This window comes from Buttiauxella sp. 3AFRM03 (assembly GCF_003675305.1).
GTDB classification, from domain to species: domain Bacteria; phylum Pseudomonadota; class Gammaproteobacteria; order Enterobacterales; family Enterobacteriaceae; genus Buttiauxella; species Buttiauxella ferragutiae.
Window position 1 is genome coordinate 4,280,849 of the sequence record NZ_CP033076.1, and the last position, 13,774, is coordinate 4,294,622.

The window sequence follows — 13,774 nt, forward strand, 5'->3', positions numbered from 1 at the left end:
CTGGAGATGCGAAATGTACGGAGCCGTTAACGTCTGGCAAGAGACTATTGCTTTACCCACCTGGACCACCGGTGCGGAAGACCCGAATCCGATGTTTTTAGAAAACCGTGTCTATCAGGGATCTTCAGGCGCTGTTTATCCTTACGGTGTGATTGACACTCTCACCGGCAAGCGTGAGATGCGTGATTACAAAGCCGTGTGGATTGAAAACGATTTTATCAGGGTCATGCTGCTCCCGGAGTTGGGTGGCCGTATTCACCGTGCTTATGACAAAGTGATGGAGCGTGATTTCGTTTACTACAACGAAGTGGTGAAACCCGCGCTGGTGGGATTAGTGGGGCCGTGGATCTCCGGCGGCATTGAATTTAACTGGCCGCAGCACCACCGCCCAACCACCTTTATGCCGGTGGATGTGACTTTCCAGCAACATGAAAACGGCGCACAAACGGTGTGGCTCGGTGAAGTGGAGCCGATGCGCGGTTTGCAGGTAATGACCGGCTTTACGCTCTATCCGCAAAAAGCGCTGATTGAAATCACCGGCAAAGTATTTAACGGCAACGCCACTCCGCGCCATTTCTTGTGGTGGGCGAACCCGGCGGTGAAAGGGGGCGATGAGCACCAAAGCGTGTTCCCGCCAGATGTCACGGCAGTATTCGACCACGGCAAACGCGACGTATCGGCCTTCCCGATTGCCCACGGCACTTACTATAAAGTCGACTATTCCGCAGGCGTGGATATCTCACGCTACAGAAACATTCCCGTTCCAACGTCGTACATGGCGGATAAATCGGATTACGATTTTGTCGGCGCATACCATCACGGTGAACAAGGCGGCCTGTTGCACATCGCCGATCACCATGTTTCACCGGGTAAGAAGCAGTGGACATGGGGCAATTGCGATTTCGGCCAGGCCTGGGATCGTAATCTGACGGATGAAAATGGCCCATACATTGAACTGATGACCGGGGTGTTCACCGACAATCAGCCAGATTTCACCTGGATTGCGCCGTATGAAGAAAAAATCTTCGTGCAGAATTTCCTGCCGTATAGCCAGCTTGGTACGTTGCAGAATGCCAACACCCAGGCGGCAATTAAACTGGAGCGCCACAATGGCGAACTCCGTCTTGGTGTTTATGCCATCGCGCCGCTGACAGGCGCCACGCTTGAAATTGAATCGGCTGGCAGCCTGTTTTGGAAAACAGCGCTGACGCTGCAACCGGCGCAGGCGTGGCAGGAAACTCTCGCAGACAGCTGGCCGCAACGCCTGACCCTGAATTTGCGAGATGCGCAGGGCAAGCTGATTCTCACTTATTGCGAACATGTTGCAGAAGACTTGCCGCTGCCACAGCCCGCCTGCGTTCCTGCCAAACCGCAAGAAATTACTAACTGCGACGAGTTGTATTTTATCGGCCAGCATCTGGAGCAGTATCTGCACGCCAGTCGTTCGGCATTCGATTACTACCAGCGTGCGCTGGCGTTAGATCCCGAAGATTACCGCTGCAACGTGGCATTAGGGCAGCTTGAATTTAACCGTGCGAACTGGGCGCTTGCTGAGCAGTTGGCAGATGCGGCACTGAAACGCGCCCATCGCCTGAACAAGAACCCGCAAAACGGCGACGCCAGCATGTTACGCGGTGCGGCAAAAGAGAAGCAGGGCGACTTTGCAGGCGCGTTTGATGATTACTTCAAAGCGAGCTGGAGTGGCAACTGCCGTGATGCGGCTTTTTATGCCCTGGCGCGCCTGGCGCTGCGCAAAGGCGATGACGCCCAGGCGCTGGCGTTTGTGAATCAAAGTCTGAAATTTAATGGCAGTAATAACCTGGCGATGGGGCTAAAAGCCCTGCTGTTACAGCAAACGGGTGCCGTAAAACAGGCACAACAGTGGATTGACCAGCAGCTTGAAGAATATCCGCTGAGCTACGTGCTGCATTACGCCCGTTGGGCCAGCACGCAAAACGAAACTGATAAAGCAGAACTGCTGCGAGTCACCGGACGGCGCGGGATCAACGCCAGTGTTCTGGCGGGGTGGCTGGTGAGTTTGGGTCAGGAAACGGCGGCCAAAAAAGTGTTGAGCGTTCTCGATGCCCAGGAAGCGATGCCGCTGTTGTGGCAAGCCGCTCTGGAAACTGACCACGCACAACAACTGGCTTTGGTGAAACAGGCGCAGCAAGTCTTTGCTCGCAAAGTGCGTTTCCCCAACACGCTGGATGAAGTGCAAATGCTGCAACGCTTGCCGCACGATGGCTTCGCGCAATATCTGCTGGGTTGTTTCTGGTACAGCAAACGTCGTTATGGCGAAGCTGTCGCCTGCTGGGAGTTTGCGGCGCAGCAGTTGCCTGAATTTGGCGCGGTGCAGCGTGTGCTGGGCATTCATGCGTGGAATAAACAACACAATGCGCAAGTGGCGGAACAGTATCTGCAACATGCGGTTGAACTTGAACCGGAAAACGCCCGCTTCCTGTTTGAACTCGACTATCTGCAAAAACTCACTGGCCGCTCAACCGAGCAGCGGCTCGCACTCCTTGCAGTACGTCGCGATGTGGTCCTCAAACGCGATGATCTGACCGCTGAATTACTCAGCTTGTGGAACATTCATGGTGAAACTGACGCGGCAGCCCAGGTGTTGGCGCAGCGTAAATTCCATCCGTGGGAAGGCGGGGAGGGCAAAGTCACCGGGCAGTATCTGATTAACCTGCAACGCCGGGCGCTGAACGCGATTGCTAATAAGCAGTATGGCAAAGCGGAAGAACTGCTACAGCAGGCGCTGAGCTATCCCGAAAACCTTGGTGAAGGGCGCTTAGTCGGCCAGAGCGATAACGATATCTGGTATCTGCTCGGCTGGTGTGCACAGCAACTTCAACAATCGGAGCGTGCGCAGCGCTATTTCGAACGCGCGCTGGAAGGGGGGGCCACTCTGGAAGCCGGGCGCTACTACAACGATCAGCCGGTCGATTACCTGTTCTATCAAGCGATGGCGTTAAGCCGTATCGGTGACAAAAACCAGGCCGAGGTGCAATTCCGCAGCTTTATTGCCTGGGCGGATGAACATTTTAACCACCATTCTGAGCCAGATTTCTTCGCCGTCTCGCTACCTGATCTGGTCGCGCTGGATGCCGATCGTCAATCTGCACATCAACAGCACTGCCTGTTTGTCGCCGCCCTTGGGCATCTTGGACTGGAGGAATATCCCGAGTTTGAATCAGCACTGAAAGCCTTGCTGTCGCAAAACCCGGCTCACGATAAAGCTCATTTATTGCAGCTTGCGGTGCAGCGCGGTGTGTTTGCCTGAGCGTTGAAATAACAATAAACGGCGGGAGAACAATCCCGCTCCTCTGTATCTCTACAAGATTTTATTGAGGAAACAACATGATTAATGCACCGACACAATTACGCATGGGGTATGTCTGGACTATCTGTCTGGTCGCCGCCTGCGGAGGTTTGCTGTTTGGTTATGACTGGGTGGTGATTGGTGGGGCGAAACCGTTCTACGAAGCCTATTTTTCGATTACCGATCCGGCTCAATCTGGCTGGGCGATGAGTTCTGCCCTGGCTGGATGCATTTTTGGCGCATTGATTTCTGGCTGGAGTGCGGACAAATTCGGGCGCAAAGTCCCGCTGATTATGTCGGCTATCCTGTTTAGTGCCTCGGCCTGGGGTACGGCGATGGCCAGCAACTTCGATATGTTTGTGGTGTTTCGTATCGTTGGCGGTGTGGGCATCGGCCTGGCTTCAGCGTTAAGTCCGATGTACATCGCAGAAGTCAGTCCGGCGGAAAAACGCGGCAAGTTTGTTGCCATCAACCAGTTAACTATCGTGGTGGGCGTGCTGGCGGCTCAGTTGATTAACCTGATGATTGCCGAACCGGTGACCTCAACCGCGACCATGCAGCAAATCACTGAAAGCTGGAATGGGCAAGTCGGTTGGCGCTGGATGTTTGGTGCGGAACTGGTTCCCGCGCTGGCGTTTTTAGTGCTGATGTTCTTTGTACCTGAATCACCGCGCTGGCTGGCTCGCGCCGGTAAAAATGAACGTGCTCACCAGATGCTCAAACGCATTGGTAACCAGAAATATGCCGATGAAACGCTCAATGACATTCTGCAAACTCTGAACAAAGACACGCAAAAAGTTTCCTGGAGTGCGTTGTGGCAGCCACAGGTCAAACCGATCATTATCATCGGTATGGTGCTGGCGGTGTTCCAGCAGTGGTGCGGCATTAACGTAATATTCAATTATGCGCAGGAAATTTTTGCCTCTGCCGGGTTTGATATTAACAGCACGTTGAAATCCATTGTGGCGACCGGTTTGGTTAACCTGATCTTCACCCTGGCCGCATTGCCGCTGGTGGACAAAATTGGTCGTCGCAAACTGATGTTGTTTGGCGCAGCGGGTTTAACCATTATTTATGCGTTAATCGGCGCGGCATATGGCCTGGGTATTATGGGGTTGCCGGTGTTGATTCTGGTTCTGGCGGCGATTGCGATTTATGCACTGACGCTGGCACCGGTGACCTGGGTGCTGCTTTCAGAGATTTTCCCGAACCGTGTGCGAGGACTTGCGATGTCTATAGGGACGCTGGCCTTGTGGGTGGCGTGTTTCCTGTTGACCTACACCTTCCCATTATTGAATGCGGGGCTGGGGGCGGCGGGGAGTTTCCTGCTGTACGGTGTGATTTGCGCAGCTGGCTTTATCTACGTGCGCCGTTATGTGCCTGAAACCAAAGGTGTCAGCCTTGAAGCGCTGGAAAAACGCATGGCGGACCAATACGGCGCAGAAGCGAAAGCGCGTGCGCAAAGAACGGCGCATTAAACTATGGAAACCTTATTACTCGAAAATGAATTTCTGCGTTTAACCGTCGCCCCGCAAGGGGCGGCAATTCTCAGTCTGGATTCTCTGGAACATCAGCAGGCGATTTTGTATGGCGGTGAAAAAGCCTTGTTCCCGATGTTGCCGCTGGCAAACCGGGTCGCCGGGAATAGTTTTACCCTTCATGGCGAGAAAATCGAACTGCCGCAAAGCCCGGCGGATAAGCAATTCTTTCTGCATGGCGACGGCTGGCTGAAAGACTGGCAGGTCGAAAAGCATGATGTTTTGCAACTCGTCCTTACCCTTGAAAGTCAGTATGACTGCGGGTTTGACTATCACGCCCGGCTGATTTACCGGCTAGAAGGAAAACGCTTTATTGCTGAGTTGGAATTGACTCACCAGGCCAACAAACCGATGGTTTATGGCCTCGGCTTTCACCCCTTTTTCCATCTTACGCCTGCTACGCAAGTGCAGTTTTCTGCCACTGGATTCTGGCCGGAGGGTGCTAATCATTTACCGCAGCAATGGTGTGGCGAATTGACGCCGCAAACCAATTTCATCAGCCCGAAAACCCCGGACAACCAGTGGCTGAATGTCGGCTATTCCGGCTGGAGCGGTAGTGCGTTGATTGAAACGGGCGAGATGCGTGTGCAGTTAAAATGCGCCACGCCGTACTTGATGGTATTCCGCATGGCCGACGAGCCGTTTATTTGCCTGGAACCGCAAAGCCACCCGGTGAATGCCCACAATATGGCTGGGCTTCCGGGGCTGGTTTTGCTGGCAAACCAGCAATCAACGGCGTTAACCATGGAGATTGCGCTTTTGTAGATCAGAAACTGTAGCCCATTTTTAAATAGATGCCCTGGTTGTCATCTTTACCCATCGCGTACTCGAGATTGACGACAATCCCCGCTTCGGGTTTAAGCAAATACTGGACGCCTGCGCCCCACGCCGGGTACAGGTTTTCACTGTCGCCACAGTTGAGTTGCTCACCGCTGGTGGAGTCACCATAAAGACAGGCGGCACCGGCAAATACCGTTGCGGTCCAGCGTTCTGCCAGTTTGTAACGCTCTTCAATCTCGATGGAAGACATGTGCTGAGCGAGGTATTCACCGGGCGTGTAACCACGAATATAAACCGGGGAATAGGCGCCAGCTGGCGCATCGTTGGAAAACTGGTGGCGGCTGCGCACGGCAAAGACGTTGCCATCGCCGTGTTGCCAGTAACCACGGTAATCGACGCGCCAGATATCAAAGTCTTGTTCGCCGCCCAACGCTTCCCGATACGCCATGTTATTAACGTTGAGATACCAGCCTTTGGTGGCTTTAAAATCGCTGTCGCGGGAGTCGTGCATGATGACCGCACCCACACCGCCGGACTTGTAACCGACCAGCCCCATTTCATCGAGGATTTCGCTCGACGAAGGATCTTGCCCTTGCAACTCATAGTTGGAATAGGCACCTTGCGCACCGATGAACCAGTCGCCCTCGACACGATACAGGTAGCGCAAAAAAGCGAAACTGTAGTTGTCGTTGGTACTTAGCGGCTGGCCGGATCCCAAATAGTTTTCGTAGTCGTTGTTAATATCACCGACCATCATGCCACCCAGAATACGGTGGTGATCTTCACCAAACGACGTTTTGGCAAAGGCGTTGGCAATCAGTGATTGCGAAGTGGTGTATTTGGCTGACACCCCGAACATCGAAGGGCGCGATTTTTCATCGAAGCGGTGCATATAGGCCACCATCCCACCCGCGGCAGTATCGAGTTTTGGGCTGGAGCTGAATAGCGGAACAAACAACCACGGCGATGGCGTCTCTTTTTTGGCTTCAGCAGAGGATGGCTCAGCGGCAGTAGCCGGTAACGTGAGCATCGACAAAGTCAGGATTAAGCCCCTGAAAAGGGTAGTGTTAGACATGAATACAATGAACTTTTGATTCGAATTTACGGTGCGTGATTTTAATGGAATGAGTATCCGTTAGAGTTAAGCGTTTCATCCAAAAATAAATTACACAGTTAAATCCGATACATAGATCATAACAATATAGTTCATGTGTGTTATTAGTCTGTTAATGATTGCTTGCAAGCCTGTCGGTGCTCGGCGACACTAACGCCGTCCAAAACGGGAGGGATCATGGTTTTGCATTCAACGCGCTGGCTGGCGCTCAGTTATTTTACCTACTTCTTTAGTTACGGGATTTTCCTGCCATTCTGGAGTGTCTGGCTTGCCGGAGTCGGTCTGCCTCCAGAAACTATCGGTTTGTTGCTTGGGGCCGGTTTAATCGCCCGTTTCCTCGGCAGTTTGCTGTTGGCACCTCGTGTGACCGATCCTTCCCGGCTGATTTTTGCCCTGCGTCTTCTTGCCTTACTGACACTGCTATTTGCCGTGGCTTTCTGGTTTGGGCAAACCGCCACCTGGCTGCTGGTGGTGATGGTCGGCTTTAACCTGTTTTTCTCACCGCTGGTGCCGCTTACCGATGCGCTTGCTGGAACCTGGCAGCGACAAATCACCATGGATTACGGGCGCGTGCGCTTGTGGGGCTCGCTGGCATTTGTGATTGGTTCGGCGATGACCGGCAAACTGGTGAGCGTGTTTAGCTATCAGGCGATTCTTGTACTGCTGAGTATTGGTGTCGCGTCGATGCTTGTCGGCATGCTGCTGCGCCCATCAGTGATGCCGCAAGGTGAAACCCGCCATAGCGAAGGCGCGGGTTGGCCTGCGTGGAAGAAACTGGTGCTCGGTTCCTGGCGCTTCCTTGCCTGCGTGACGTTATTACAAGGTGCGCACGCGGCATATTACGGGTTCAGTGCAATTTACTGGCAAGGCGCGGGATATTCCGCCTCGGTGGTTGGCTATTTATGGTCGCTGGGGGTCGTGGCAGAAATTGTAGTTTTCGCACTCAGCAAAAAGTTGTTCCGCAACTGGAGCGCGCGCGATTTGCTGCTGCTTTCGGGGATGACCGGGATTCTACGCTGGAGCCTGATGGCGTACACGACCGAGTTGCCGTGGCTGATTGCCGCGCAAATCCTGCACTGTGGCAGTTTCACCGTCTGCCATTTGGCGGCGATGCGTTATATCTCCGCGCGTGAAGGCAACGAAGTTATCCGTTTGCAGGCGGTCTATTCTGCCGTGGCGATGGGCGGGGGTATCGCGATTATGACGATGTTCTCCGGCTACCTTTATCAGCACATGCAGGGCGATGTATTCTGGATTATGGCGCTGGTGGCCGTACCTGCACTATTCATACGACCGCGCCCCATCGCGTATTGTGTTAACACTCAATAATCTTACGGATCTGCTGCTGCTGGTGTTCGCCCAGCGGCAGCGTGACGTGAATCAGCGGCGGGGAAAAGAGCGGTAACGAAGTGGAATAAGGCGTAATCACCAGCACCACTTCTTTCGGCGCTCCCTCTTTCTGATAGCTGTGAATGGTCAGATGTTTAATATTGAGCGGCAGCAAGGTCAATTCGCGAAGCTGCTGTTCAATATTCTGCTCAAGTTCCATATTGTTGCCGGTCAGCAGTAAAACCTGCTTCTCATGTAAGTCACTTTCCTGCATTAACCACGCCCCAAAAATCACCGCCACCAGACCGACTTCTTCGTCAGAAAAACGCATTTCAAAATGCGCTTCAAAGTCGCGGAACACTTCTCGCGTGGTGCGCATTAGCCGCGGATATAAACGAGTAATTTCTTCAGGCAGGCTGTTATCGATGCCGATACCGTACTGGCAGCGATCCAGTGCCTGAGCAAGATGAATATACAACTGGTCGCTCAGGCCTTGTTCATCACTAAACGACATTCCCCCTTGCTCACGAAAACGCGTAATCATCCCGCAAATTGCGGTACGCAGGCGTAAGTCTTGCTGATGGTTATCGCGAATCGGATCGGGAGTGCGCAGTAACTGGAATAACAACGCCAGGAATAGCTGCTCGTTTTCATTGGCCGATTGCATCACCCGGCGCTTCCAGTGGCGGGCAATTTCAAGCGCGGCCAGATACTCCGGGCGCATTTGCGTCCATATCCGTTGTTGCTCGGTGAATTCAGGCGTTATCCCCGCATGATGCTGATGCAGGCAGTACTGCAAAAATAGCGTTAAAAACTGCACGTCACGACTATCAAATTGACGTTGCAAGCGTCGTGAGCACAGACCAATCAGTGCCTGGAGATTCTTTTCATCGTATAGCGCGGTCAAAATCCCTTGTTGTTTAAGCTGGATTTTGAGCGCTGGGGTAAAATGTTGTTGCACAAAGTGTGGGCTTAATCGTAGCGCACGGCGTAACCAGTGCAGTAAGCACAGACGACGGTCTAAAGGCGTACCCTCAATCCGGTAGCTACCATCCTGTTGTGTGATAAGCCTCAGCCGGTGATAGCGCTGGATTTCATCCCCCGTGTCGGCTATATCTTGCAGGGCTTTAGTCCCATCAACCCCGTTGAGTCTGGCGAGGATCTCTGGAGTCACGGTGTATCCCGGTAAGTAAAGCAACAAAAGTAGGTGGCAGCGACGCTGCGGACTGGAGAGTACAGATGGTGGAGAGGAGAGCAGTGTCATCATCCGCATTACCAAGTCAAAGTTGATTAATGCTAAGCGTAGCTAAAGCTTTTATCGCACAGAGTCACATTTGAGCTTTTTAATTACGGAATTTTGACTGGCTCACAGAATTTTAAGCTTGAGAGAATAATGAGCAGGAAAATGTGTAACAGAGTTGTTCTTTTTGCCTTAGGTACGGCGCTTTTTAGCCCGTTAGCATTGGCCCATCCGCACAGCTTTATTACGCTTGTGACCACGGTTATAACCAAAGATGACCAGCTAACGGGTCTGAAAATGCAGTGGACAATGGATGAAATTACTTCAGCAGATCTACTGTATGACGCCGGTGACGCAAAGCCTGATTCACCGGTCTGGAAGAAGCTCGCCGCCGAAGTGATGGCCAATGTTTTAGGGCAACATTACTTCACTGAATTCTGGCACAACGGCCAAAAAGTGACGTTTAACAATTTACCACCCGAGTACGGGCTGGCACGGGTAGGGCATCAGGCAGTGTTAACCTTTGTTTTACCGCTGGCACATCCGCAGCCGTTAAAAGGGCAAACATACCAATTCGCGACCTTCGACCCGAGCTATTTTGTCGATATGAGTTACGACCGTCCTGAAGATGCCAAAGTGCCGAAAACATTAGCCGCACTTTGCAAAATCTCGGTCAAAACACCGCAACCGACTGAAGATATGCAGGCGTTTGCCTTGTCGTTAGATAAAGCCGATGCGCCACCAGAAGATATGGAACTCGGTAAACAATTTGCTCAACAGGTTACGTTGCAATGTCAGTAATTCCTTCAGCTCGAACCTCTTCACGCCGCTGGATACAACTGTGGCCGCTGGCTCTTTTCCTGCTTGTCTGTGCGGTTGGGCTGTACAGCCTGTGGCACTACTGGCCGCAAATTATCCTTAATAGTGCAATTTGGCAGAAAGCAATTAACCAACAAATGAGCGCACTTTTGCGTGAGGTTGCCGAAAACCCGGAGCGAGCGGGTTGGTCATTACTGTCGTTTAGCCTGGTTTACGGTGTGCTGCACGCGTTAGGGCCGGGGCATGGCAAAGTGGTGATCGCCACTTGGCTTGCCACCCATCCTTCGCGTTTGAAAAGCAGCCTGAAACTGACTTTTGCCGCTGCCTTAATGCAGGGAGGCGTGGCTATTGCGTTGGTAACGGTGGTGCTGGGGATTCTGGAATTGCCATCACGGGAACTGCATACGAGCAGTTTCTGGTTGGAGAAAAGCAGTTATTTGCTGGTGGGGATTTTAGGCTTGATGTTGTGTGGTCGCGCCTTACGAAATTTACACCGCGTTTTGCGAAAACCGAAGCGCTTTACCTCGTTCACGCCGCATCATGTTCACGACGAAAAATGTGGTTGTGGCCATCAGCATTTGCCGACAGAAAAACAGCTTGATGCAGGAGAGGACTGGCGTGCCCGCGTGATGATTGTGCTGTCGATGGGGATGCGCCCGTGTTCCGGTGCCATCATGGTGCTGCTGTTTAGTAAAGTCATTGGCGTGTATAGCTGGGGAATGTTGTCGGCATTGACGATGGCTGCCGGGACATCAATTACGATTTCTGGGCTGGCGTTTCTGGTACACGGTTTCCGTCAGCTTGCGGTGCGAGTGAGTGGTAACAAAGCCCCGGTTTTATGGCGACAAGTAGCCTGGGCGACACTGGCGTTAGCGGGCGGTGGGATTTTAGTTTTAGCGGCGGCGGTGATGTGGCTGAGTGCTCAACCGGTAATGCGCGGGATACGACCGTTTTAGTCCTTGATTAAAACAACCCTCACCCCGGCCCTCTCCCTGAGGGCGAGGGGGAAAACCGGACATTCTCCTCCCCGAAGGGGGAAACCGAACAGTCCCCTCTCCTGGGGGAGAGGGTTAGGGTGAGGGCTTTAAAGATTAACGCTTCAGCGCTTCGCTCAATTCATCACGCATTGTTGCCAGCATGGCTTTAACAACACGTGGATTACCTGCAACGATGTTGCCGCTGGTCAGGTGGTTATGGCCGCCGGTGAAATCACATACCAGGCTACCAGATTCGCGAGCAATCAGTTCACCTGCTGCGAAATCCCACGGCTTCAGGCCAATCTCGAAGAAACCATCAACGCGGCCAGCCGCAACGTATGCCAGATCCAGTGCAGCAGAACCGGTACGACGGAAGTCAGCACACTGCGTGAACAGTTTGGCAACGATGTTGATATATGGAGTGGCGTGTTGCTTCAGTTTGAATGGGAAGCCGGTTGCCAGAATAGTGCCGTCAAGATCGCGTGCATTGCTGCCGCGCAGACGGTAACCGTTCAGCTGTGCGCCTTGACCGCGAACGGCTGTGAACAGCTCATTACGCATTGGGTCATAAACCACAGCAACTTCGGTGCGGCCTTTAACACGAACAGCAATAGAAACAGAGAAGTGTGGCAAACGTTTGATGAAGTTTGAAGTGCCATCCAGAGGATCGATAACCCATTGCACATCCTGCTCGGTACCCGCCAGTTCGCCTGATTCTTCAGCGATAATGGTGTGTTGCGGGTAGGATTTGCGGATAATTTCGATAATCAGGCGCTCGGCCTCTTTATCTACGTTAGTCACAAAATCGTTGCTGCCTTTCTGGCTCGCTTCTACAGCGTCAGGGGTTTCGTAGTTCTTGGCAATTAAATTGCCCGCCTTGCGCGCAGCGCGCACGGCGATGGTGAGCATCGGATGCATCGGTCTCTCTCTGGATGTTAAAGAACGGGAAAACGCGGCGGAGTATAGCAGAGCGTTCGGAATATGTCCCAGGGTTATGATAGGATATCGCGATAATCTTTTCAGGCTATGAGTCAATAATGCTGCAAAACGTACGTATAGTGCTGGTTGAAACCTCCCATACCGGCAACATGGGCTCTGTAGCCCGTGCGATGAAAACCATGGGGCTGACCAATCTTTGGCTGGTCAATCCGCTGGTTAAACCTGACTCTCAAGCTATTGCGCTTGCTGCGGGTGCCAGTGATGTTATCGGTGAAGCTAAAATTGTCGATACCCTTGATGAAGCGTTGGCTGGCTGTAGTCTGGTGGTTGGCACCAGTGCGCGTTCGCGTACATTGCCGTGGCCGATGCTCGATCCACGCGAATGTGGTTTAAAGAGTATTTCTGAAGCGCAACATGCGCCAGTCGCCATTGTTTTTGGCCGCGAGCGTGTAGGCTTAACCAATGACGAATTGCAGAAATGCCACTACCACGTGGCGATTCAGGCAAACCCGGAATATAGCTCGCTGAACCTGGCGATGGCGGTGCAGATCCTGGCTTATGAAATTCGTATCGCCTGGCTTGCGACTCAAGAAGAAGGCAAAGAAGCGGTCGTTGTTGAAGACGAAACACAGTACCCGGCGGTTGACGATCTCGAGCGTTTTTATGGTCACCTGGAACAAGTGTTGCTGAAAACTGGCTTTATTCGCGCAACACATCCAGGCCAGATTATGAGTAAGTTGCGCCGCCTGTATACTCGTGCACGCCCGGAAATTCAAGAACTTAACATCCTGCGCGGCATGCTTTCTTCTATTGATAACGAGAAAAAACACGGCAAATAATACTTGAGTAAATTACTAGGTTAAATAGTTGACCAATTTACTCGGGAATGTCAGACTTGCGACCTGCTATGTGACAATCACATTTATAAAAAACCCCCGGTTCGAGGGGCGATTTGAGGTTATGTAAGACATGAGACTGACATCGAAAGGACGTTATGCCGTGACCGCAATGCTTGACGTTGCGTTGAACTCCGAATCAGGCCCGGTACCGTTGGCTGATATTTCTGAACGTCAGGGAATCTCTCTCTCCTACCTGGAGCAGTTATTCTCCCGTCTGCGTAAAAATGGCCTGGTTGCCAGCGTACGTGGTCCAGGCGGCGGTTATCTGCTGGGTAAAGAAGCAAACAGCATTGCAGTCGGCGAAGTGATTAGTGCCGTCGATGAATCTGTAGATGCTACGCGTTGCGCGGGCAAAGGTGGTTGTCAGGGCGGCGATAAGTGCCTGACTCACGCACTGTGGCGCGATCTGAGTGACCGTCTGACCGGTTTTCTGAATAACATCACCTTGGGTGAGCTGGTGAATAACCAGGAAGTGCTGGACGTCTCTGGCCGTCAGCATAATGAAAACCATCGCAGTACGCGCTCTCAAGACGCAATCGACGTCAAACTGCGCGCCTAATTTACCCATCATATTTCGGGTTGCAACTGTGTTGGCCGCACTTGTTCACCCCAGTCACTTACTTGATGTAAGCTCCTGGGGACTCTCAAGTTTGCCGCCTTGCTGCAACACGAACTATTTAGGGTAAAGATAAAAAAGAATTTTAGAATCTTTGTCATTTTTTAAAGAATGACAATCCCCAAAATATTTCAAGTTGCAGGCAGGCGGCAAGCGAAGGAACCCCGATGAGCTTAGTAAACTAAGTGATTCGGG

11 protein-coding genes are annotated in these 13,774 nt (G+C 52.4%); 8 read left to right on the forward strand and 3 right to left on the reverse strand.

Annotation, left to right across the window (positions count from 1 at the left end; all coding sequences use genetic code 11):
- Window positions 1-13: 13 nt before the first annotated feature.
- The 3 genes from D8682_RS21420 to D8682_RS21430 all read left to right on the forward strand — a co-directional run bounded on the left by D8682_RS21420 (window position 14) and on the right by D8682_RS21430 (window position 5,631).
- Complete coding sequence (locus D8682_RS21420) at window positions 14-3,289, forward strand: DUF5107 domain-containing protein (RefSeq protein WP_121815092.1); 3,276 nt, start codon at window positions 14-16, stop codon at window positions 3,287-3,289.
- 77 nt (window positions 3,290-3,366) lie between these two features.
- Window positions 3,367-4,806 carry a sugar porter family MFS transporter gene (locus D8682_RS21425; RefSeq protein ID WP_064544408.1) on the forward strand — a complete coding sequence of 480 codons (1,440 nt, stop codon included), beginning with the start codon at window positions 3,367-3,369 and terminating at the stop codon, window positions 4,804-4,806.
- A 3-nt stretch (window positions 4,807-4,809) separates the two neighbouring features.
- Entirely contained in the window at window positions 4,810-5,631 is an 822-nt protein-coding gene (locus D8682_RS21430; protein ID WP_064544410.1) for an aldose 1-epimerase, read from the forward strand.
- A 1-nt stretch (window position 5,632) separates the two neighbouring features.
- Here the strand turns inward: D8682_RS21430 and D8682_RS21435 are convergent, their stop codons facing one another.
- Window positions 5,633-6,676, reverse strand: coding sequence for a hypothetical protein (locus tag D8682_RS21435; RefSeq protein ID WP_232886325.1), 1,044 nt, complete (start codon window positions 6,674-6,676; stop codon window positions 5,633-5,635).
- Window positions 6,677-6,937: 261 nt separating this feature from the next.
- Between D8682_RS21435 and D8682_RS21440 the strand changes: the two genes are divergently transcribed.
- Entirely contained in the window at window positions 6,938-8,089 is a 1,152-nt protein-coding gene (locus tag D8682_RS21440; RefSeq protein WP_064544414.1) for a 3-phenylpropionate MFS transporter, read from the forward strand.
- Here the strand turns inward: D8682_RS21440 and csiE are convergent.
- Complete coding sequence (csiE, locus tag D8682_RS21445; RefSeq protein WP_064544416.1) at window positions 8,076-9,356, reverse strand: stationary phase inducible protein CsiE; 1,281 nt, start codon at window positions 9,354-9,356, stop codon at window positions 8,076-8,078. The genes D8682_RS21440 and csiE overlap by 14 nt on opposite strands.
- A gap of 138 nt (window positions 9,357-9,494) precedes the next feature.
- Here csiE and D8682_RS21450 point away from each other — a divergent pair, with 138 nt between their 5' ends.
- Together D8682_RS21450 and D8682_RS21455 are read left to right on the forward strand one after the other, a co-directional pair.
- A complete protein-coding gene (locus D8682_RS21450; RefSeq protein WP_232886323.1) occupies window positions 9,495-10,130 on the forward strand; it encodes a DUF1007 family protein in 636 nt (211 codons plus the stop codon).
- Window positions 10,121-11,104, forward strand: a complete 984-nt coding sequence (locus tag D8682_RS21455; RefSeq protein ID WP_121815093.1) for a nickel/cobalt transporter — start codon at window positions 10,121-10,123, stop codon at window positions 11,102-11,104. The genes D8682_RS21450 and D8682_RS21455 overlap by 10 nt, the downstream gene beginning before the upstream one ends.
- Window positions 11,105-11,239: 135 nt before the next feature.
- On the opposite strand, the gene suhB is transcribed toward D8682_RS21455, so the two are convergent.
- Window positions 11,240-12,043: an inositol-1-monophosphatase gene (gene suhB / locus D8682_RS21460; RefSeq protein ID WP_064544422.1), complete on the reverse strand. Its 804-nt coding sequence runs from the start codon at window positions 12,041-12,043 to the stop codon at window positions 11,240-11,242.
- A 119-nt stretch (window positions 12,044-12,162) separates the two neighbouring features.
- Between suhB and trmJ the strand changes: the two genes are divergently transcribed.
- Together trmJ and iscR are read left to right on the forward strand one after the other, a co-directional pair.
- On the forward strand, window positions 12,163-12,903 hold the full coding sequence (gene trmJ, locus D8682_RS21465) for a tRNA (cytosine(32)/uridine(32)-2'-O)-methyltransferase TrmJ (protein ID WP_064544425.1): 741 nt from the start codon (window positions 12,163-12,165) through the stop codon (window positions 12,901-12,903).
- Between the two features lie 130 nt (window positions 12,904-13,033).
- Window positions 13,034-13,522: a Fe-S cluster assembly transcriptional regulator IscR gene (gene iscR / locus D8682_RS21470; protein WP_064544427.1), complete on the forward strand. Its 489-nt coding sequence runs from the start codon at window positions 13,034-13,036 to the stop codon at window positions 13,520-13,522.
- Window positions 13,523-13,774 lie beyond the last annotated feature (252 nt).

What these genes read in the sequence shown, in the direction of transcription:
- D8682_RS21420 (WP_121815092.1), top strand. Translation starts at nt 14, where the DNA reads ATGTACGGAGCCGTTAACGTCTGGCAAGAGACTATTGCTTTACCCACC.
- D8682_RS21425 (WP_064544408.1), top strand. Translation starts at nt 3,367, where the DNA reads ATGATTAATGCACCGACACAATTACGCATGGGGTATGTCTGGACTATC.
- D8682_RS21430 (WP_064544410.1), top strand. Translation starts at nt 4,810, where the DNA reads ATGGAAACCTTATTACTCGAAAATGAATTTCTGCGTTTAACCGTCGCC.
- D8682_RS21435 (WP_232886325.1), bottom strand. Translation starts at nt 6,676, where the DNA reads ATGCTCACGTTACCGGCTACTGCCGCTGAGCCATCCTCTGCTGAAGCC.
- D8682_RS21440 (WP_064544414.1), top strand. Translation starts at nt 6,938, where the DNA reads ATGGTTTTGCATTCAACGCGCTGGCTGGCGCTCAGTTATTTTACCTAC.
- csiE (WP_064544416.1), bottom strand. Translation starts at nt 9,356, where the DNA reads ATGATGACACTGCTCTCCTCTCCACCATCTGTACTCTCCAGTCCGCAG.
- D8682_RS21450 (WP_232886323.1), top strand. Translation starts at nt 9,495, where the DNA reads ATGTGTAACAGAGTTGTTCTTTTTGCCTTAGGTACGGCGCTTTTTAGC.
- D8682_RS21455 (WP_121815093.1), top strand. Translation starts at nt 10,121, where the DNA reads ATGTCAGTAATTCCTTCAGCTCGAACCTCTTCACGCCGCTGGATACAA.
- suhB (WP_064544422.1), bottom strand. Translation starts at nt 12,043, where the DNA reads ATGCATCCGATGCTCACCATCGCCGTGCGCGCTGCGCGCAAGGCGGGC.
- trmJ (WP_064544425.1), top strand. Translation starts at nt 12,163, where the DNA reads ATGCTGCAAAACGTACGTATAGTGCTGGTTGAAACCTCCCATACCGGC.
- iscR (WP_064544427.1), top strand. Translation starts at nt 13,034, where the DNA reads ATGAGACTGACATCGAAAGGACGTTATGCCGTGACCGCAATGCTTGAC.